20 protein-coding genes and 2 pseudogenes are annotated in these 21586 nt (G+C 44.3%); 13 read left to right on the plus strand and 9 right to left on the minus strand.

From position 1 onward, the window contains the following. The first annotated feature begins 11 nt into the window (after positions 1–11). From BQ5591_RS16825 to BQ5591_RS16875, 12 genes and pseudogenes are all read left to right on the plus strand, one after another. Positions 12–695 (plus strand): hypothetical protein, encoded by a 684-nt coding sequence (locus tag BQ5591_RS16825; protein ID WP_071150199.1) that lies wholly within the window; start codon positions 12–14, stop codon positions 693–695. A 13-nt stretch (positions 696–708) separates the two neighbouring features. Continuing rightward, entirely contained in the window at positions 709–1374 is a 666-nt protein-coding gene (locus tag BQ5591_RS16830) for a hypothetical protein (protein ID WP_071150200.1), read from the plus strand. A 21-nt stretch (positions 1375–1395) separates the two neighbouring features. Then, complete coding sequence (locus tag BQ5591_RS16835; RefSeq protein ID WP_071150201.1) at positions 1396–2223, plus strand: M23 family metallopeptidase; 828 nt, start codon at positions 1396–1398, stop codon at positions 2221–2223. 23 nt (positions 2224–2246) lie between these two features. After that, positions 2247–2531, plus strand: coding sequence for a hypothetical protein (locus tag BQ5591_RS16840; protein WP_071150797.1), 285 nt, complete (start codon positions 2247–2249; stop codon positions 2529–2531). A gap of 17 nt (positions 2532–2548) precedes the next feature. Further along, entirely contained in the window at positions 2549–4354 is a 1806-nt protein-coding gene (locus tag BQ5591_RS16845; protein ID WP_071150202.1) for a hypothetical protein, read from the plus strand. A 38-nt stretch (positions 4355–4392) separates the two neighbouring features. Continuing rightward, entirely contained in the window at positions 4393–6774 is a 2382-nt protein-coding gene (locus tag BQ5591_RS16850) for a MutS N-terminal domain-containing protein (protein WP_071150203.1), read from the plus strand. A gap of 4 nt (positions 6775–6778) precedes the next feature. Next, entirely contained in the window at positions 6779–8338 is a 1560-nt protein-coding gene (locus BQ5591_RS16855; protein ID WP_071150204.1) for a glucosaminidase domain-containing protein, read from the plus strand. 22 nt (positions 8339–8360) lie between these two features. Then, entirely contained in the window at positions 8361–8537 is a 177-nt protein-coding gene (locus tag BQ5591_RS21630) for a hypothetical protein (protein WP_162841933.1), read from the plus strand. Positions 8538–8619: 82 nt separating this feature from the next. Continuing rightward, positions 8620–9225 carry an OB-fold nucleic acid binding domain-containing protein gene (locus tag BQ5591_RS16860; protein ID WP_071150205.1) on the plus strand — a complete coding sequence of 202 codons (606 nt, stop codon included), beginning with the start codon at positions 8620–8622 and terminating at the stop codon, positions 9223–9225. A gap of 4 nt (positions 9226–9229) precedes the next feature. Continuing rightward, positions 9230–9424, plus strand: a pseudogene (locus tag BQ5591_RS16865) (ArdC family protein); the annotation flags it as partial. A gap of 569 nt (positions 9425–9993) precedes the next feature. Continuing rightward, positions 9994–11799 carry a reverse transcriptase/maturase family protein gene (locus BQ5591_RS16870; RefSeq protein WP_071150798.1) on the plus strand — a complete coding sequence of 602 codons (1806 nt, stop codon included), beginning with the start codon at positions 9994–9996 and terminating at the stop codon, positions 11797–11799. A gap of 43 nt (positions 11800–11842) precedes the next feature. Beyond that, entirely contained in the window at positions 11843–13405 is a 1563-nt protein-coding gene (locus BQ5591_RS16875; RefSeq protein ID WP_239496915.1) for a zincin-like metallopeptidase domain-containing protein, read from the plus strand. 52 nt (positions 13406–13457) lie between these two features. On the opposite strand, the gene BQ5591_RS20975 is transcribed toward BQ5591_RS16875, so the two are convergent. The 9 genes and pseudogenes from BQ5591_RS20975 to BQ5591_RS16915 all read right to left on the minus strand — a co-directional run bounded on the left by BQ5591_RS20975 (position 13458) and on the right by BQ5591_RS16915 (position 20980). Further along, the gene (locus tag BQ5591_RS20975; protein ID WP_083381060.1) at positions 13458–13721 is read right to left on the minus strand and encodes a hypothetical protein; all 264 of its coding nucleotides are present in this window, start codon (positions 13719–13721) and stop codon (positions 13458–13460) included. A gap of 18 nt (positions 13722–13739) precedes the next feature. Continuing rightward, a pseudogene (locus BQ5591_RS16880) lies at positions 13740–14198 on the minus strand (hypothetical protein); the annotation flags it as partial. Positions 14199–14607: 409 nt separating this feature from the next. Next, the gene (locus BQ5591_RS16885) at positions 14608–15093 is read right to left on the minus strand and encodes a hypothetical protein (RefSeq protein ID WP_071150207.1); all 486 of its coding nucleotides are present in this window, start codon (positions 15091–15093) and stop codon (positions 14608–14610) included. A 429-nt stretch (positions 15094–15522) separates the two neighbouring features. Further along, entirely contained in the window at positions 15523–16104 is a 582-nt protein-coding gene (locus BQ5591_RS16890) for a hypothetical protein (RefSeq protein ID WP_071150208.1), read from the minus strand. 418 nt (positions 16105–16522) lie between these two features. Next, complete coding sequence (locus BQ5591_RS16895; RefSeq protein ID WP_071150209.1) at positions 16523–17101, minus strand: hypothetical protein; 579 nt, start codon at positions 17099–17101, stop codon at positions 16523–16525. 674 nt (positions 17102–17775) lie between these two features. Next, on the minus strand, positions 17776–18177 hold the full coding sequence (locus BQ5591_RS16900) for a hypothetical protein (RefSeq protein WP_071150210.1): 402 nt from the start codon (positions 18175–18177) through the stop codon (positions 17776–17778). Positions 18178–18182: 5 nt separating this feature from the next. Beyond that, the gene (locus BQ5591_RS16905) at positions 18183–19040 is read right to left on the minus strand and encodes a hypothetical protein (protein WP_159434500.1); all 858 of its coding nucleotides are present in this window, start codon (positions 19038–19040) and stop codon (positions 18183–18185) included. A gap of 78 nt (positions 19041–19118) precedes the next feature. Continuing rightward, entirely contained in the window at positions 19119–20501 is a 1383-nt protein-coding gene (locus BQ5591_RS16910) for a DUF5458 family protein (RefSeq protein ID WP_071150212.1), read from the minus strand. Positions 20502–20512: 11 nt separating this feature from the next. Further along, a complete protein-coding gene (locus BQ5591_RS16915; RefSeq protein WP_071150213.1) occupies positions 20513–20980 on the minus strand; it encodes a hypothetical protein in 468 nt (155 codons plus the stop codon). A 183-nt stretch (positions 20981–21163) separates the two neighbouring features. Between BQ5591_RS16915 and BQ5591_RS16920 the strand changes: the two genes are divergently transcribed. Next, positions 21164–21583 carry a GPW/gp25 family protein gene (locus BQ5591_RS16920; RefSeq protein ID WP_071150214.1) on the plus strand — a complete coding sequence of 140 codons (420 nt, stop codon included), beginning with the start codon at positions 21164–21166 and terminating at the stop codon, positions 21581–21583. Positions 21584–21586 lie beyond the last annotated feature (3 nt).

Consider the following 21586-nt stretch of genomic DNA (forward strand, 5'->3'; position numbering starts at 1 on the left):
AACAAGGCAAAATGAACAGGATAATATTAATAATGACACTTCTGCTGTGTACGGGGCTTTCAAAAGTCCGGGCACAGAACGACCCGGTACTTGCAGGTATGATCCTGCTGTACACGGAGAAAGCGGAAAAGGAACTGAAGAACCAGGAGAAGGTAATGCTGATGCAGACAACTGGTCATATCTGGACCAAGGAAGAGGTGGAAGCAACTACCGACCTGCAACGGGAATTCAACAATTATCTGGACTCGTTCCGCTCGATAGTCAGCTATGCGGCGCAGACATACGGATTCTACCACGAAGTATCCAAACTGACGGACAATATGGGTGACTTCAGCCGGCAGCTGGCACGGAATTCTCCGAACGCCGTAGCAGTAGCCCTCTCCGCCAGGCGAAATGCCATATACAGGGAACTGATACTGAATAGCGTGGAAATTGTGAATGACATACGGTCCGTCTGTATATCTGACAACAAGATGACCGAAAAGGAACGGATGGAAATCGTATTCGGCATCCGTCCCAAACTAAGGATAATGAACCAGAAACTGCAACGGCTGACCAAAGCCGTAAAGTACACCACGTTTGGTGACATCTGGCTGGAGATAGACGAAGGCGCACGGCCCGTGACAGACAAGCGGGACATTGTAGAAGCGGCCAAAAGGCGGTGGAAACAGGCAGGAAAGAATGTAAGACCTTAATATACGAAAAGATATGGGATTTTGGAGCAGTTTATTAAAATATGGCGGCAAGGCTGCCAAAGGTGTAGGAGCAGCAGCTGCCGAGACCGGAAAAACGGCCGGAAGTGCAATATTGCATCCTACGAGAACATTGCGCACGGCCGGTCATGCTATAAAGGCAGCTACGGTAACGGGTGCTGTGGGCTATGTAGGCTGGGAAAAACTGACATCGGACAAAAGCGTGGCAAGGATTGTGAGCGAAGCTGTAGTAGGCAAAAATGCTACGGATACCCTTGCCGGTACGACCGATGGAATGAAAGCCCTGAAGGAAAAAGCCGGAGCGGCAATGGATACAGTAACGGAAGCTGTATCCGGGCTGGACGGGAAACTGGACGGAATATCAAACTTCCTGAAAGAAACGACAAGCGGAGGACTTGGAACGATGATAGGAAACTTTTTCGGCAATCTGGGGCGTGGAAACGTATCAGGCCTGAGCATCGCAGGACTGGTAGCGGCCGCATTCCTCGTATTCGGCCGTTTCGGATGGCTCGGCAAAATCGCCGGTGCACTGCTGGGAATGATGCTTATCGGCAACAATTCGGGTATTGCCCGTACACCCACACAGGAAAATGCCGTAAGGACACAACCACAAGCCGCCCCGGAAGAAGAGCAAGTGCGACCGGGAGGCATGAGAAGATAGAACTTAAAAACAATACAATATATGAAATATACAGAAGAAATGATCCTGCACTCGAAAAGCGGCTACTGTATGCCGTTTGAGGAAGTACGTGGAAAAGATGTGGAAATGTCGCTGGGATATGGCGAACAGGTACATCCGACAACTGGAGAAAAGTTCTTTCATCACGGCATTGACTTCAACGTGCACTGCCGGATGCTGTCAGCCCTTGCGGACGGTATCGTGTCGGGCGTGTCAAACAATCCGGTGCACGGTATCTGTCAGACTATCCGATATGACTGCTACGAAGTGACCTACGGGCATCTGTCGAACGTATTTGCACAGTTCGGACAGCGTGTAAAAGCCGGACAGACAGTGGCACTTAGCGGTGACCTGCTGCATCTGGAAACCCGCTTCAAAGGAGAAGAACTGAATCCGCTTGAATTTCTGACCATGCTGTACGGAAATATCCGGGCAGCCAGACAGACAACCGGCAGCGCAGCAGACTTTGACGAAGAAGGAATGACCGTAGTAACTGACTACGATAATGACAGAGAGGAAATAGAAAAACTGATGCTCCGTTTCCTTCCACTTTATATGGACGACCTGAGATCCGGTGCTTATACGCTTCCGGAACATACGGAACAGAACCTGCGTCATCTGTTCACCATGGGAGCCGTAAAGGAGTACTTCTATGAAAGAATGCCCAGTATGGCCAATCCGCTGGGACTCGGACACAGGGCCCTGCCACTTGCCGGAAAGGTACAGAACCTGCTTATCAGGGATTTTCTGAACTACCTGGCACTCAGACACGAAATATTCCTGAATACGACTGATGAGGAATTAAAAAAAAACTCCATAGCGAAGCAATAGCCAGCGGAGGTGTGATCGATCCGCTGGCGGGACTGGATATAGACATCCAGAGCTTCGACATTCCGAGGATAGTTTCTGTATATCCTGACCGGTTCGGCATCCGCTGGTGGACAAAGGCATGGTTCAACAACCATGATGAAGGAGAAGCATCGGTGGAAATTGAACGTGACCAGGCAGTACGCTTCCTGCAGGACAACATAGAGAAGGACAAATGGCTGGAAGAATATTTTCCAAGACAGATGGAAGTATATCACCACGCCATCGAGCAGACCAAGGAGCAGTTGCTCAAACAGATTAACATGGTATAGCGAAACAATAACAAGATATGGACGGAATCAATAGCAGACGGTTTGCGGAAATGGAGGCTCTTGCAAGCAGTTATTTCCGCTGTTACCTGGTACCGGTAATGAATGAAACGCAGGCTTATCTTAACCGTAAGCAGGTGGAGGAAATGAAGGAATACTCTACCTCGGTCAGCGGTATTCTCGGTATGATGGCAACTGCAGGACAACCTTTAGGAGATCCATACCAGACACTCAAACTGACCGGAGAATGGAACTCAAAGACTACGGAAGAGTATATCGGAATGTGTAAGGAACGCATTCTGGCCTCGGATGACATCCAGCGTGACCTGGCTTGTATGGCCGGTCGGTGGCGTGAAACCGTAGTGGCGGAAATCGGACGTAAGCGTTACGATGCCCTTTCTGAGAAACTGGGATGTGATCTGGCGTATGCCTATCTGGACTACCGGATGGACCAACTGATGGTGGACAAGCTGGTGAACGACCGGATACCCAAGTCATCGGCCGAATACATTATCCGAAAGGCCGGACAATCGAGTCTGCTGGGACTGGCCCAGACACTGGGACGTTCGCCGCTGGCCGAAGAGATAGAATCACGCAGTGAGGCTGCCTATCATCCAAGTACGCTGGAAAAGGGTGCCGGAAATGTACTGGGCGCTTCGGCTGACGCCATTATGCTGGGAGGTGCCGGCTCGTGGGCCTCTCTTGCCAGATTCGTGGGTATGGATGTGGCACTGACTGCTGCCGCCGACAGCCTTATGCCTGATACTCCCCGGGAAAAATCCGTAGAGGAATGTATCAGCAAAGGCGTATTCGGGAAGGAGAACAATGTGTTCGACATTTTCCGTAAGGAAGCGACCATGATTCCAGCCAAGGAAAATACACTGATTGCCCAAGTCAACGGACAGCTGAGAAACAAAATACCTGTCATCAATTTTGGTTTTATGGATTGGAGCAAAAAAGAAAATGAAAAACCGGTATGGATGAAGAACTACAGTATGCCGGGAAAAGAACGTAAAGATCAGTACAAAGACGTCCCCCTTGTGGTAGCCCCGGGATATGAGGATGCCTACCTGAAAGAACAGGAAATGCTGAAGGAAAAAGCTGAAGCTGAAAGGGAACAGACAAAGAATAATACTGAAACACAGACCGACGGATATACCGGACAAAATGCGGAGGATGTCGAAACAGCTATCGAAACCCGGGAAAAGACGGAAAGCCAAGCTGAACAAACCAACATAAACGGATGGGACGGTCTTCTGCGCTCTTTCGGTCTTGACGGAATGGGAAAAGTAGCCGGTAATCTGGGCTATATCATTGCCATGCTGCCGGATATGCTGCTGGGACTATTTACCGGAAAAACGAAATCCCTCGGACTGAAAGACAACCTTCTGCCGATAGCCAGCATTGTAGCCGGACTGTTTGTCCGAAACCCGCTGCTGAAAATACTTCTCATGGGACTTGGCGGTGCCAATCTGCTGAACAAGGCCAGTAAGGAGGCCCTGTCAAACCAACAGAACGAGGATAACGGATATTCCCGTAAAGAAAGCGGAAACCTGCAATACAAGCGGTACGCGGACGAACCTTTGAATCCACGTATCGCAAATCCGGTATTGCAGGGCTGCACGCTAATTGCCACGATAGATCGTGTGCCCTGCACCATACAAATCAGTCCGACAGTAGCGGATGCCTACCGCAGCGGCGCAGTGCCTCTGAACACACTGGCCAACGCCATACTGGCCCAAAGTGACAGACTGCGTCAGATGGCTGCGGAAAATTACGACAGCAGCCAACAGGAATCAGCGGCCAGAAGCAGAGGTATCCAGTAAAACTAGCAGAAAATCAACAACACAAACACATCCAATATATGAAAGAAAAGTCGCAAATAGAGAAGAATGCCGCACAAAAGCAAGTAGAACTGCTTTCGTCGGCATTGAGCAGCGCTTCGGATGCCAACGGCCACTGGCTCAATGCAGCCGGTAAGCACTATCCGAGACTCTACCCGCAAGGAGTCTCGGCCAGTCCGTTCAACGCCTTGTTTATGGCCCTGCATTCGGACAGCAAAGGGTGCAAGACAAATCTGTTCACCCTGTACACCGATGCCAAGGCACGCGGCACATCAGTAAGGGAACATGAGCAGGGAGTCCCGTTCCTCTACTACAACTGGAACCGCTATGTGAACCGCAACAACCCGGAGGATATTATCACCCGAAGGGATTATCTCCTGCTGGAACCGGAAGTAAAGGAACAGTACAAAGGCATTCACAACCGTGAAATACGCACCCTGTTCAACATCGATCAGACGACATTTCCCTCTGTGGACGAAAGGGGCTACGACCTTGCTCTGAAGACCGACGGCGGCATCACGGAGAAAGGATATTCGGAGGCTGACGAACGCAAGCTGCACATCCGATTCAACGATTTCCTGCTGAAAATGCGCGAGTATCTTGTCCCTGTACGTTCGGACGGAAGCGGTATGCCCCACTATGAGACAGACCGTGACGCGGTGTATATGCCCCGACAGCGAGATTTCAAACATTACCATGACTATATACAGGAAGCCCTTCGTCAGATTGTGAGTGCCACCGGCCACCAGCAGCGACTTGCACGAGAAGGTATGGTGATGAAAAACGGGATGCCACCTTCGGAAGATGCATTGAAACAGGAAAGGCTGGTAGTAGAAATAGCATCCGGAATCAAGATGCTGGAACTTGGCCTGCCGGCACGACTGACGGAAGAAAGCATGAAGATGGCAGACTACTGGAACAGGGAACTCAAAGAAAACCCTATTCTGATAGACGCATTGGAAAGTGACGTGAACAACGCCCTTGAGGTGATTCACAAAGCGGAGAAAGGCGAAAGAATAGAATATGCCACTTTGCGTAACCGGCAAAAGACAACTGACCTGCGCGACCAGCTTCCAAAGCACTATTTTGTAGCGGATGAAATCAGCAGATATCCGAACAAGGAAGACAAGAACATCGTGCTTGTCATAGACCGTCAGGGCAAGAAGGCAGACGTGGTACTGCCTGCAGGCGCTTCTACGGAGGTGGACAATGAGGTTCCGGGCATGAACAAAGCACGTATCGAACGTGCCTTGCGACTGGAAGGTATAGAAAACGTACGTTTCTTCAATCCGGACGGTGCCTTGGGCTACCGACCCGATGATGCGTATTTCGCAGAAAAACAAGTGTCGCTGGCCCGTTTGAAAAACTGGACAATGGAAGTACTCTCTACGCTGGACGTTACTCCAGCCGTAAAACAAGCCAATGAAAAATGCTTTGACAAGATACAGATGGTACAGGATGACAAGAACCGCTGGGCCCTGTATCTGAAACCGGAGAATGAACCGGGATACAGCGTTTATCCGGACAAGGAGGATGTGAACCGTTTCTTCACCACGCTGAAACAGGCAATGGATGACATCGACAAGGTACGCATGGAGCTGGCACACAAGTATTATGCACTGGCAGAGATAAAACCAGACCTGAAGGTGGACCTGTTCAGTACTGACACCAGGGATATAGACCTGAACCGCATACAGAAGGTCTGCGTATTCAAGACGAAGAAAGACGGCATCCAGTGTGCGGCTACCATAGACGGCAACCGTATGCAACCGAGAAGCATGACTCCCCAGCAGTGGCAACGCATGTGGCTGGCAGAGGACAAGAATGAGTATAAACGCAACCTGGCTGCAACGCTGTTTGCAGACGTACTGCAACAGGGACAGACGCAGGAAGAACACGCCGGAGAAAAACAGGAAAAGGATGCCGAAAGACAACAGACAACTGAGACCGCAAAAGACAGTGCTGAAAAGACGATACAGAATGAAACGTCTGCACAGCGGGAATCCTGGGACAGGATAAAGGCAAAACATCCTGATGCCCTGCAATTGGTACGGAAGGGTGACTTTTACCGTATGTACAATGAAGATGCAGAAAAGGGTGCCAGCATACTGGGAATTATCGTAAAAAAGCTTTCGGGAGGAAGTGAACGGGGCTTTGCACAATCGGCAGAGTTTCCTTATCATAAACTGGACGAGTACCTGCCCAAACTGATCAGAGGCGGTGAACGTGTAGTCATCTGTGATGCTCCGGAACTGGAGAAAGCAAGAGGCAAAGCCGCGCAACAGTCTGAAGGCATGTCGGGTGGGAGGCAATCCGAAGGCACAACCAGAGATACAGGCCAAGTGCCCGGACAAGACGGGAGCAAAGAATCAGAGGAACAACGTACAACATTAAGAAGATAAGGATATGGCAGGTAAAAATAAAGAATATGCAGACAAGTATGCAGAGTATGCCATGGAGCAGATGCGCCGCTACGGCATACCGGCATCCGTGACACTTGCCCAAGGCATTCTGGAAAGCAGCAACGGACAGAGCCGTCTGGCACAGAACGAGAATAACCACTTCGGGATCAAGGCTACTCCCGACTGGATTGCGCAGGGTGGCCGATACGGACTTTACACAGATGACAAGCCGAACGAAAAATTCTGCAGCTATGACAATGTGGGCGAATCATTCGAACATCATTCCAGATTTTTGAAAGAGAACAGCCGCTATGCCGAGTGCTTCAATCTCCGTGCGGATGACTATAAGGGATGGACAGAAGGAATAGCAAAAGCCGGATATGCAACTGGAGGAAACTATGCAGCTACACTACAGAAAATCATCGAAAATAACGGTCTTGACAAATACGATCGTCAGGTCATGCAGGAAATGGCCGCGCAGGGAAAAAATTTCGGTATTGAGCAGAATCCTTTGCACGGAGAAGAAAAGGCAGGAACGGCAGAAAAGTATTCATTTCCGGTGGAACGCAAGGAATTCCTCTTTGTAACGTCGGCCTTCGGTATGCGCCAGGATCCGATGAACAAGGAGAAGCAGCAGATGCACAAGGGACTTGACATACGATGCAAGGGGGACACGGTGCTGGCTACGGAAAACGGAGGAAAGGTCGTGTCGGTGAACAATAATGTGAACTCTGGCGGAGGTAAGACGATAACAGTAGAATACAGTAGGCCGGACGGGAACAAGGTACAATGCACCTACATGCATCTGAGCGACATCGCCGTAAAAGCCGGTGACAGCGTAAATGCAGGACAACGGCTCGGAACCTCCGGAAACACGGGAACCAGAACAACCGGTGAGCATCTGCATTTCGGTGTGACAAACATATACAGCGACGGAACGAAACGTGAGGTGGATCCGGCGGCCTATCTAGCAGAGATCGCCCAAAAAGGAAATATAAAACAGCAGGTGATGTACAACGGAAGTGACCTTCTAGCCAAGTACAGGGATAACGAGAACATAAACATAGATAAGACCATGAATCCTGATGCTTGGATGAAGAAACTGCTTTCCTCGGAGGATAGCGGTGTCGGCATATCGGGATGCAATGACCCCATCGTAGAAATGGCGATGACCGCTTTCACATCACTGATGCTATTAGCTACGCAGATAGATGCGAAAAGCGAAGAAGAGCAGAATGCCGCAATCTCGGCTGCAATGGACAGGCACAGGCTTGACCTGACATCCCTGATGCCGGGCATGAGAACTTGTGAACTGAGCATTGAAGAAAACGGGAAGGCTATCCTGAAAGCAGATAACGGCGAACTGAAAATATCACGCGAGCTGACATCGGCCGAGTTGAGCCGACTGTCTGCCGTATTAAACAACAACGAGCTTTCAGAAGAAGCCAAACGGATGCGGGTGACCGGACTGCTGAATACCGTAATTCTTTCGGAAACCGCCTCCCGTAATTTCGAACAAGGCATGTCGCAACAGCAGACACAGACGGAAACCATGAAAAGATAGACATAACAAACACATAAAAGACATGACAAAACGCGTGGTGATAACAATAAGCAAATGTGTACTCGGACTATCCACACTGGCAATGCATATCCTGATATGCCACCGGCTGGTCGGCTGGAAAGGTACGGCAGTCGTCGTAACCGTACAGGTAGCCATCGCCGCATGGATGGTCTATATAAAAATCCGTGCACCCGATTAGACAGAATCATTTCAGCATTCAACATCAATATTCAGCACATACATGGTCTGTGGGCATGTAACACTAATAAACAAGACACTTTATGATCAAATGTAATGTAACGGTATGCGGCTTAATCAGCCGTGATGCCATCATCAGAAACGGAAAAGAAGGGAAACAGTTCGTCAGTATGACCGTACAGACCGCCATCCAAGGAAAGGACGGCCAGAGCGGGACAGTGGAAATCAGCGTCAGCATGGACGGTACACAGGAAGAAGCATCACGTCTGCGAAGCGGTATGCGTGTAAAGGTGACAGGCGTACTGATACCGAAACACAGGGGCGACAAGACTTACTTCAACCTGTCGGCAGAAAGTATCGTACCAGCCGGAGCAGGCGACACAGACAGCCTGCAGGGGGAACTCACATTCCGCGGCAAAGTTGGAAAAACTGTAGATGAACGAACGGACAAAAACGGCAAACCGTTCTTCAGTTTTTCAGCCTTTAGCGCAGAAAAGGTAAATGAAAATTTCGAATACCTGTGGGTAAGATTCTTTTGTTTCGACAAACAACGTGAATCCTGGTTGCAGCCTGCTACCAAAATAGAGGCAAAAGGTGAAATCGATTTCTCCTTGTATAACGGCAAAGTTGATATTACATGCCGTTGTCAGGAGATAAACCAATACGTTCCGGCATCTAACGACAACTGACGATATGGCAAGTTACAGGAAACGCAATGCGGACGGACCGAACAGCGAAGACAAGGCTCTTGACCTGTTCGCTGAGATGATGATAGAAAAGCTGGAGACCATCGGTAAGGACTGGAAAAAACCCTGGTTTACAGAGGGAGCACTCCAGTGGCCCCGTAATCTGGCCGGACGCGAATACAACGGCATGAATGCGTTGATGCGTGCGTCCAGAATGGTCGCATAGTAAATATCTCTGTGGCAAGAGATTAGAATAGGATACAATATGTTCTACTCCCAACTGAATAAGCCCCGAGCGAAAGCAAAAGGTGAAAACAGCATTTCAGTAAAACGGAATGTGTGGCTAACTGTCATGCGACACAGTTCCGTGAGGGGGAAAGACAGATATAAGGATGAAGCCTGCATTGGTTCAACGATAGTTCAGCGGCATAAGGCGTGGCGTGGGCGGAAAGGCAGTTATATCTACGCCCTCTCGTGGTACTCAATTCCAAAGCATTAGGAATATGGGCAAAAGGTATCAACCACGACGCACTTGCGATAAGCAAGAAAAGAACGAAAGTCGCATCCGACAATCTGTCGTGCCAATAGTTACTATGCGTGCTAACTGGAGATTGCCTAAATCGGGATGCCAAAAGGCTATGGGTAAAGACTCTGAATACCCGACATGGCAACGGAGCTTCCGTAGTAGTCTGAGCAAGGGAAAGCTTTGTACATGGCGAAGGGAAGCAGTTGGTAATTTTAATACAAACAACGGATAATGTGAGAGACATTATGAGAAATCCAAAGCAAGTATTAAACAATTTATGTGAACACAGCAAAGTTTCGGGCTACAGGTTCGAAAGGCTGTATCGAAATCTATTCAATGAACAGATGTTTTATGTTGCTTATCAACGTATTTACACTAAGCAAGGCAATATGACACCTGGCACTGACGGCAAGACCATTGACCAAATGAGCATTCAAAGAATAGAATCTCTTATAGCAAGTCTCAAAAACGAGACATATCAACCTAATCCGGCAAAGAGGGTATATATTCCCAAGAAGAACGGTAAAATGCGTCCGTTGGGCATACCCTCCTTTGAAGACAAACTTGTACAGGAGGTGGTAAGAATGATACTTGAAGCCATATATGAAGGGTATTTTGAATACACCTCACATGGGTTTAGACCTTTCAAAAGCTGCCACACCGCACTATCAAGCATTCAGAAAAGGTTTGTCGGAGCTAAATGGTTCATCGAGGGAGACATTAAAGGATTCTTCGACAACATAGACCATAGCGTACTGATAAGCATACTTGAAGAAAGAATAAACGATGTTCGCTTTATTCGCTTGATTAGAAAGTTCCTTAAAGCCGGATATGTAGAACACTGGCAGTTCAATCATACTTATTCGGGAACACCTCAAGGTGGAATCATCAGTCCAATACTGGCGAATATCTATCTTGACAAGTTTGATAAGTTCATGAACGAGTATGCCAAGAGGTTCGACAAGGGTAACAAGAGACGGGTAAATCCAGCCTACAACCGTATTTGCAACAAAAGAAACTCGCTGAAACGTAAACTGAACGCCGAAACTGACGTGGAGAAAAGGAAAATCCTTATCTCGCAAATCAGAAACATGCGTACAGAAATGCAACAACTCCCGTATGGGAATGACATGGATGAACAGTACAGACGACTAAAATACGTGAGATATGCTGACGACTTCCTTATAGGGGTTATCGGCAGTAAAGCTGACTGTGAAGCGATAAAGGCAGACCTCAAAAAGTACATGCAAGAACAACTAAAACTTGAGCTGTCTGAGGAAAAGACCTTAATCACAAACGCACAGGACAAGGCAAAATTTCTCGGATATGAAATTTATGTACAACGTTCCGAAAGCAAGGTAAAGAATAGCCTCGGTAGAACGAATCGAATGTTCAACGGAAATGTAAGGCTACATGTCCCTACTGAAATTGCAAGGGAGAAACTGCTCGCTATGAATGCTATGGCAATAAAACAAGTCAATGGCAAAGAAATATGGTGGGCTGAATCCAGAGGTTTCCTAACAAGCATGAAAGAGGAGGATATCATAGCCAGATACAACCTTGAAATAAGAGGGTTCTATAACTACTATTCGATAGCCAATAACATCTCAGCTGTCGGAGGTACTTTCGGAGGTATCATGAAACGCAGTTGCATTAAAACTCTTGCACACAAACATAACAGTACCATGCGTAAAGAATGGAAACGTTATCGTGAAGGACAGGACTTTGTTGTCCGATATATGGACAACAAGGGTCAAGAAAAGTGCAGGGTATTGTACAATGAGGGGTTCAGAAGAAAAACTGTCAATGATTTTGCAGAATGTGACCACATGCCGAATACATATTTTCTGCCGCAGGCATCGCTTGTAGAAAGGCTAAATAACTGTGTGTGCGAACTTTGCGGAAATAAAGCGCCACTGATAATGCACCATGTCAGAACACTCTGTAAACTGAAAGCAGATACGGAGTGGAATAGATTGATGCTGAAGAGAGGACGCAAGACATTGGCAGTATGCGAAAAATGCAATACACTGATTCAAAGCTATGTTTAACAGAAAATTGACATTACCAACGGAAAGCCGAATACATGGAGACATGTACGTTCGGTTTGGAGGCAGGTATGGGGAAACCTATCGCCGAAAGACGACAAGGCGTCCCATACCGAGCCTACTCATGTTTCACTGCGAAAAAGAGGGATACAATATACCGAGGTTCTGCACCTTTGATTGTGTACAGCGACTGAACAAGCCGGGCAAGGACGGTGAAGAATTGCCGCGGGTTTCGGTACAGAAAGGCGAGAAATCGTTTCCTGTCATGCTGACCACCTTCACCTGCATCCACAAGGAAACCAAGGAAAAGATCAAATATGATGAGTACAAGAGTCTGTCAAATGATGAGAAGGAACAGTATAACGTGTACCCCAAAATGCAGGTTTTCCGCGTGTTTAACGTCGCTCAGACAAATCTGAAAGAAGCTCGTCCAGAACTGTGGGAAAAGCTGGAACAGGAAAACGGACGCCCATTTGTTCATGAAGGCGAAATGTTCAGCTTTGAACCGGCTGACAGAATGATACGTGACAACCTGTGGATCTGCCCCATCAATGTGAGACATCAGGATGATGCTTACTATTCAATAAGCAAGAACGAAATCACCGTTCCGGAGAAAGTGCAGTTCAAGAGCGGAGAATCATTTTATGGAACCCTGTTCCATGAAATGGGACATTCGACAGGCGCAGAAGGCGTACTAGACCGTTTTAAGCCGACCGCATTCGGTTCAAAGGAGTACAGCGACGAGGAGCTTGTGGCTGAGTTATGCGGAGCACTGACAGCCCAACGATACGGCATTACAAAGCATATCAAGGAAGACAGCTGTCCGTACCTGAAATCGTGGCTGGATAACCTGAAGGAGTCCCCCCAGTACATTAAGACTGTGCTAATGGATGTAAAGAAAGCATCATCCATGATTACGCAGAAAATAGACCAGATTGCCAGAGATATAGAAATAGAAAAGGCGGAAAAGCAGGAACAGACAGAAGCACCAAAAGAAAAGATGTATTACGCATCTGTAGCCTATCTGCAAATGGCGGATGATACCAAGCAATTGGAAGAACTGAAGGACAAGGGGGACTATAACGGTCTGCTAACCCTTGCAAAAGAATATTATGACGGTAACGGCATGGATGAACAGTACACTTACTCATCACCATTACAGAATCGTGGAGATGACCTGCTGATTGAAGACCAGAACTTCGCCGTGGTGTATAACGGAAGCGTAGGTGGAACCTATGACATTATGCTGAAATATACGGAAGAAGAAGTACGTGACCATATCCGCAGATATGGAATAGGCAGAGCCAGCAATGACGTAAAGGAGGTGGCAAAAGCTATGGTAGCAGAACAATTTGCGGAAATATCACAAAAGAATATTCCGGCCTTTGAGATGCCCAATGGCGAAGTGCTGTATATCAACTATAACAGGGAAAAAGACACATTGGACGTAGGCTCTGCAACCAATTCGGGACTGGCAGTGCAGCACAGCTTCGAGTATAACCATGATAAGGCGCTGGATGACAACCTGACGGAAGTGAATGAAAAGCTGGAAAGTATGGAAGAATACCAAGAAGAGGAAGAAATGGAACGAAGCGGATTCAGAAGGTAAAACAGAGGGGCGAAACAGAGGGACGGGAGTGCCTTCCCGTCCTCTCTGTCTTTCACCCCTGCTCCTGTTCAAAATATTTCCGATAATCCATTTCGTCGATTGTGAGTTCTCTCATTTCCCAATCATATTCCACATCCGGCATACCGGAATATGGGAAGTAAACCGTATAGCCTACCTGCCCATAAGAGCAGAACAATGGAGTCACACAGATTTCACGACCGAAGTAACTCTGTTGCCTACAGTACTTACGCCAATCAAAACGTCCAGCAATAATGTTTTTGCAAAGCCTACTAAGATATTTGTCTTCCTTTGTCATCACGTACTTCTTTTTTGGAACGAGCAGCAAATCGTCGGGACTTTCCGAAAGCCAATAGCAATCGTGGTCGATATATACGCACCGGGATCTGCCATTATCGGGCTTGTCAAAAGCAAGCACCTCATAAGGCCCGTACACAAGACCGGCATCGTTTGTAAAGATGACCCTATCACCGACTTTCATTTTACTGTCCGTTTTCATTACCTTTGAAAGCCTGTCATAAAACACCTTACCGTCTGCCTCACGCTCGGCCTTCCAACGTAAGAATGTTTCCTTGTAACTCCTGCCTGAATTTATCGGGGACAGTTCCGTCGGATAAACCTCCGCTTCAGAACCTGATGCTGAAATAAGAATTATACTATCGTCCTCTATAACTTCCGGCACAGAAACTACTTGATACACACCGTCAGAGAGTCCATTGTCAGGGTCGTGCCAAAACAAGACATTTCCTTCCTTGATAAAATCATATTTTCCCATAATCAAATATTTATTAAGTTTATTTATTTCCCTTATCTTGAGCCTTTAGACTCGCCGAAAGGTTGATTTTTACGTGCGAACATCACGGCGGAAAGAAGGATGAAAAACAAGGAACAGAGGATGAAATTTTATGAAAAACCGTAATCTGTGATTCCGGAAAGTTTCGGAAAAATTTGACGATGTAGCGACAGCGGTACTTGGGCAGCCATCCGTCCACCGTACATTTGCTGAGTAAAAAACAAAATGACGCGAGTTTATTGCAAAATACGGAGATTCTCCTAAAGATGTAGAAAAGGAAGAAGAGTATGAAAAAGATAAAAAGGGGAAGCAACTATAAAAGTGTACTTGCTCTAATTAAGACGCAGCCTGCCGGTAATGAATACCAGCAAGCCACCTACATGACATAAAATCAGAAATGATAATCAATAACACCACCTATATAAAGCAATGTACCAGGCTCAAGACCACAAACTTCACGCAAGAACTCGTAGGATTGCTCTGCATAAGACTGCACGCCATTCTCATCCATGTAAAACCAATAGCCAGTATCCAAAGGATTTTTAAGGAATTTCTCAAGCTGATAGACCGGGCCAATCCACTCTTGTACTTTCTCAGGTATTACGTCTTCTGCCTTTAAGCGAACTGCTTTGGCAAAGTTTTGTTTCCATTCATCTGCACCCCCCAAGTATCGTATGGTATCTTTGGACACAAACTCAAACATCCCTTTTGGCAATACTCCATTCACCAAATTTTCAATATGTAACTGACGTTCCTCCTCATCAATTTCTCCGCAATAGTCAAAAAAACTACCTGCCCCCTGCATAAGAGTATCCTCATTCAAATAACAGTCCTTTTCTACACGTTTCTGGGTAATTTGAAAAATCTTACTGTGCATAATACAAAAAAAATAAATTGTTAAACTTCATTTTTTCCCTTCCTGTAGAAGCTTTCCCGGCTTCCTTGCAGAAGGAAATTTTATATGCAACCGACAGCATTCAATGGATGGTAAAGGCAAGTAAATGGCAGACGAATTTAACGGAATACCCCAATCTGTGATTTGTGGAAGGCTGCCGACAAATTCAGAAGCAAATTAGCAGAGCGGTACTTGATGTCCGTCCCGATGCTGTAAATTTGCATCATAAAATTCAGTAGCAAGGATAGGCCGGCGACTGCGTAAAAGCATGAGCTGAATACTTATAAGCGGTAAATAAAAGAGGGAAAAAGAAAATCCGTACAGGCCAGTAATAAAAAGGGTATAAAAGCTATGTTGCCAAGAACAAAAAGCAGAGTCATGTTAGTGTCCATAACCCTGCTTCACCAATTTCTATTCTATCACTACAAATTCATCAATGTTGCAAAACGCATTCTCATTGGCATTCTCCCATTCATCAGTTAATTTTTCAATATCTTCATCAGAAGTGACTGGCTGACCGAATATCTCTTCCAACCATTTGAACATACTTGGCTTATCTTCAAAATATTCGCACTGGTACTCTTCTTCTGGAGTACAAATATCGGCACGAAATTTATCCGTAAAATACTTGCCATCCTTATCATTTGTCTGAAATACTCCCATACCTGGCTCTTCGCTCAGATAATAATAACTCAATGAAGGGAACTTTTGCTGTATCAGGTCAAAGACTTCATTACAAGGCCCCCATGCTGTTTCTGTCGAAAATTTCAAAGTGTCTCGCTCCATTTCAAGACTGCTCCAATCTCCTCTGCAATAGACTTTATTCCAATCAGCTCCAAGAGCATTTACCAGACATCCTAACCACGCTGTCCCGAATCCGTTTTCAACGGCTGGTGTTTCCATTTTTTCGAGTTCAGACATGATACCATAAAGTTTCTTAACCTCATTCTTGTCACCTTCAATGACATACGAACTGCTGCACCAATTTGGCATAATTCCAAGTTTTTTAATTGTTAAACATCTTATTTTCCCTTTACTTGAAGCTTTTCGCTCCATTTCATTGTCGGGAATGAATTTTCATGCCGAAAACAAAAGCGTGAAAGGATGGTAAGCCAAGTAAGCAGTAATGATTTTGTTGGAATACCCAAATCTTTGATTTGTGGAAGGCTGCCGGTAAAATCAGATAACTGATAGTGAAAACGGTACTTGGAATCCTTCCGTACGCTTTACCTTTGCATGGTAAAATCAAGACGGCAAGGATAAATGGTGAGACAAGGGTATATGCTACCAAAATAAAAAGACTATTTTTTAGAAAAGGCAGGACACGATGGTATATAAAAGTATCTTATCCCCATAAGATTACAAAAAAGTGGAACAGGATAATGTCATTCCTGTTCCACTCACAATATATTCAAATTTTCCTGAACTCATAAATGTGGCAAAAAGCCGAACTGCCAGTATCATACCATCGTTTATTTTGTTTTTCAACATCATCAGCAGAAGTGACGATAGTACCAAGTATATCTCCAAGCCATTTATACAGACTTTGTTCATCTAAAAAATGCCTATGCTTAAATTCTTTTTCCGGAGTATAAACATCGACACAATACTTATCCTTGAAATATTTTCCCTCCTTATCATTGGTAAGGTATTCAACCATTCCCGGTTCTTCACTCTGAAAATAATATCTGATAGAAGGATATTTTCTGCAAACAAGGTCAAAGACCTGATTACAAGGTCCCCATGCCGTTTCTGTCGTAAACCTCAATGTATTTCCTCTTTTGCTGACTGCATTCCATTCCCCACGGCAAGACACTTTTTTCCAGTCTTCTCCCAATGCATCAACAAGACAGCCAAGCCAAGTTATTCCGAAACCGTTTTCAATGGATGCTTTTTTTCTCTGTTCCAGCTTTTTCATTATTCCATAAAGTTCTTTCACTTCATCTGCGCTGCCTATCAAGACATAACTGCTACTGCACCAATTTGGCATAATTCCAAGTTTTTAATTGTTAAACATCTTTTTCCCTCTTTTTTGAAGCTCTTAGCTTGCATTGTCGGGAATGAATTTTATATGCTTAGAATATCAGCGATAAGGGATGTTCAGACATGTAAATGAAGGAATATTTTTATAGAATACCCTAATCTACGATTTGTGGAAGACTTCTGAAAAAATATGACGTAAATTAGCAAAGCGGTACATGTGGTACAGCCTGAGATGTATCTTTGCATAATAAAATCTGGCCGACAATAACGCCAAGAGAGCAAAATAAACAGCAAGATAATTAGTACGAAGTCTAAAACAGGAAATTAAATATTCAGAGTAAAATAGGATTTATCTCAGAGAAATAAGGAGGAAGAATATAATACCAGTTTAATAAAATAAGGCTCAATGCTTTTATATGGTTGAATGATGAAAATATGCTAAAATCAATATAAACCAATCCATGTAAAAAAACATTAGACAAAAAAGGACACCAATCAACAATGAGCTTCTGATCTTCTGAAATAGTCTTCAAGATGAAGCTAAAACCGACATCTGCAATACATGACCAATGTCACAAATATAATCGTAAATAAAATAAACGACTGAAAAAGTTCCTTTCAATAGATCTATATTCTCAAACACCCAGTGGGGTATATTGTATTTGGTTCATACAGTCATCCTCAAAAGTTTAATCCGTACTTTCCAATGTAGCAACACGATAAAAAAAAGAGAAACACAAATATCATATATAGGATGGATAAAAGACCCCATTTCAACTTTTCAGGTTCATTCTCAACTTCCTTTTTAATACGCTCAAAAGCTCCATTTTTACACATTGAACGGTTACGAAGCCGTTCAATAGTAAACATTCCCAATAAATAAAGAGCAAAATACAATGGCTCATATTTTATTGATAATACATTATCTACCCATTTGTCTATAAGTATTAGTATTCCAAAATACAAAAGCACATCAAAAGATGCTACAAACAACATTGCAGCATAATCTTCTCCGAGTGTTTTACCCAACCCCCATCGTCGAAATTTATAAAACTTAATATAGATATATTTCCAAACATTCATATAAATTAATATCTTTTATAACCTTGTCGGAATACTGCATTGCTGGTAGGAGCTGATGACACTCTCCTGGGTAAATATGTAGGCATAACAGGAGGTTTAACATAGGTTTTATCCCGCAAATGAACATGAGGGTTATTGGCATAAGGTGATACACACTTAGTATACCTTGGATCAAATGCTCCAGCCAAATCTAAAAACATATAAATTCCGCTAATAGCCCATCCAACCGGACCACCCCATGTAGCTATAATTCCTACGGCTATATCAGCTCCAGCTTTAATTACCCCTTGACCATCTCCCGCCTGAAAAGATTTAATACCTTGATATATAGAAATACCGCAACCTATCCAAAACAGTTTGCTTCCAATATTAGCATATTTTTCTGATTCAGCAATAATATTTTTTCTTGCACCGGTATATTGATTTCCAAAGAAATTCTTTTTCCCTTCAACTTTTTCCATATACCATACACCGTTTTTCCCTTTCCATTTCCCCACACCATTATTCCACTTAGCTTCAATGTAAAGGTCGTATTGTTTATAACCGGCATAAAATCCAACACCACTACTAACTTTACCTGCGACATTTAAAGAATTGTCAAAGAAAGAAGAATTATTTTCTGTAGGAATTCCATTCTCCCTCAACAGCATCGAGTTCGAAAGCAACTGTTTCATTGCTTCTTGGGCAAATAAATCCAATTCAACCTTTGTTTGCGGGTTTGTTTTGAGAGACATATTTATCGTTTTACACAAATATTGTTCTGGCGTTTCTGCATAGCTTGAACTATCAGCAGCCATACGCCATGCCGATGCCAATTGTGAATTAAGATAAGATACTAACCCTAAATTCTCGATATTATCCATAAAGCCATTGTATAAAAAGACAGCAAGCAATAATCCCTTCTCAAAAAAGGACATATTGCTTGCTGGTAAAAGAATAATTTACTCTTGCTTGTACTCACTTTCCCAAACAGCTTCTTCCGGACCGTCACCTTTGTGACCGGCAAGCTGAATGACGAAACTCTTAGCAGGGAAGAACGGTGTAATATGTATATCCAACAAGATACGGTCTTTCTGGTTCGGATCCTGTTCAATCTTCACCACCTTAAAGCGTTCGATAAGTTTGTTGGGCCCCATTACACTATCCAGGAACTTTACAATCTGAGAGCGTAAATCCGCTTCTGTACGAGTGTTCCAGTTTTCAAATGCACGACGGTTGAGGAAGTCAAACAATACTTTCGTAATATAGTCGAACACACGTACAACAGAATAAGTCTGCAAACCGAGGTTATCTCCATTGAACAAAGTTTTGGCAGAGAAAGCCATTACTTTGCTATATTCATTAACCATCGGAACAAGTCCCATCCGTTCAAGTTCAGAGATTTCACTACGCTTCAAGTCAAAACGAACACTTTCAACTTCATTGAGTCCTCCAAATTTCTTTCCGGCAACAACCTGAGACATCAATGTCCCATAGATTTTACCGGCGAGTGCTGTTGATGGCGGAACATAAAGATTCTCTTCTTCTCCTACGGAATCCTCCTTTGCACGGCCAAGCAGCCAGTTACATGTCATCACTGTATTTGACTTGAAAGCATCACCACTTGTGTGATCTGCATTAAAGAATATATCAATTACATCATCAGGAGACTCCAAGTCTTGGAAGTCTGTAATAAGGAATGCCTTGTTGTCATAAGCCATCTTAGACCATTTGTCCAAAATAGCATTAGAGCCCAAATAACCAGGCACAACAAGCAAAGAATAATTACGGCGTAAATCCAGGCGGTCAAAATTTTGTTTCAATTCTTTGTTGATATAGTCAGCAAAAACAGTATTATCCAAATCACGCAACTGTTCCATACTGGCATTAACAATTGTAACATTCTTGACCTTGTCATTTTCCGTATTTTTATAGAAATATGCAACGGAACGGTAAGCTACTTCCAAATCATGGGTACGAGCCAATGCGGCTTTCAAATTCTTATTCAACAATTCTTCGGCCTGAAGAGCAGTTTCCTTAGCCTTATCACGCATTTGCTCTGTGGTGGTATTGTTGCGGAGCAAATCTACCCATACACCTAAACGTCTGACGAGAGCTTTACGCTCAGCATCCCACTGTGCATCAGTCAAGAAAATATTTCGACGAGCCTTTCTGTTAGGGTTCATGTTTGAATACCCGTCAATAATATTTTCCAAGAATGAAAAGCCACCGAATTCTTTCAGGCGATCTATTGCGGAGGCAGAAGCGGCCTTACCTTGAGAGGTTGTTTGAACAGAAGTAGCCGTTACAGCCTGTTGTAGTTTTTGTTCATTTTCAGGTTTCATAAATCTCAATTTTAAATTTTAGACTTAGATTGAGCTTCATTAATCTCTTGCATAGAGATTTCCAGGACTTCAGCCAAAGCTTCCCTTAAAGCAGGATTTTCTATCACTTTCTGGAGAGCCTTATTAGAAGAAAGCTGTCGGGCAATCTTGATACTTTGTTCACGTTCGATATCCAGCTCGCTCAAAAACTCGCTGTTCTCCTTAATTTTGCCCGCTCCAAAGTCTCCAAGGCCTTTGAAAGTCATAACCTCCTTTACTTCGTTGCCTTCTGCATCTACATGTTCCAGTTGCACGGTAGGCTCAAAACGCCCAAACACATCTTCTATGGTCTGCAAACCGTAAACACACTCAGGCTCAGAAGGAGCATCGTCTGTCAGTTTCTGGACAATTAAAGTTCGGTTGGAAGGGATCTCGGCTATAGACTCATTCGCATCGACCTTAACTTCATTGCCGCCAATTCCGTAATTGTACATTCCCATAAATTTTTTCTTTATATGTTAATAATCCGTTTTAATTCACTCTTAAGATGCATCGGGCGCAATATACGAATTTATTTTTGTTTCATCAAATTTATATAGAAGAATCTTATGGAAAAACTTAGGGTTTTTAATAAAAAACCGTATATTTGCGAAAACCAACAATAAACATAAAAGCTAAAAGACATGAGTTATCTGAAAATACCAATAGATTTGAAGGCAGCTGTAAGCGGGAAACTCGAAAGATGTTCTTATGAAGAATCCATTGCACAGCAGATAATGTTGCTGATTGTTTCACGTTATGGAGAGGTAATTGGTAAAGAAAGTTATGGCTCTGTAATATGGGAACTGGAATTCAGTCAATTGGTAAAAATCAGCGATTGGGAGAATAAAGTTCAGGAGTCTTTGTTACAAGCCATAACGACGTATGAACAGCGCTTGAAAGAGGTAACCGTAAATGTGGTTTTATCCGAGATTGACGATGAGAATAAAAAAGATACTCATGTACGCAGAAAAGCTCAAATAACAGTGAGAGGAAACATAAGTTCAACGGACCAACCGTTCTATTTCAGCACGCTTGTTTATATAAGTCCGTTATCACAATAATAA

The organism is Bacteroides ndongoniae, assembly GCF_900108345.1.
Classification (GTDB): Bacteria; Bacteroidota; Bacteroidia; order Bacteroidales; family Bacteroidaceae; genus Bacteroides; species Bacteroides ndongoniae.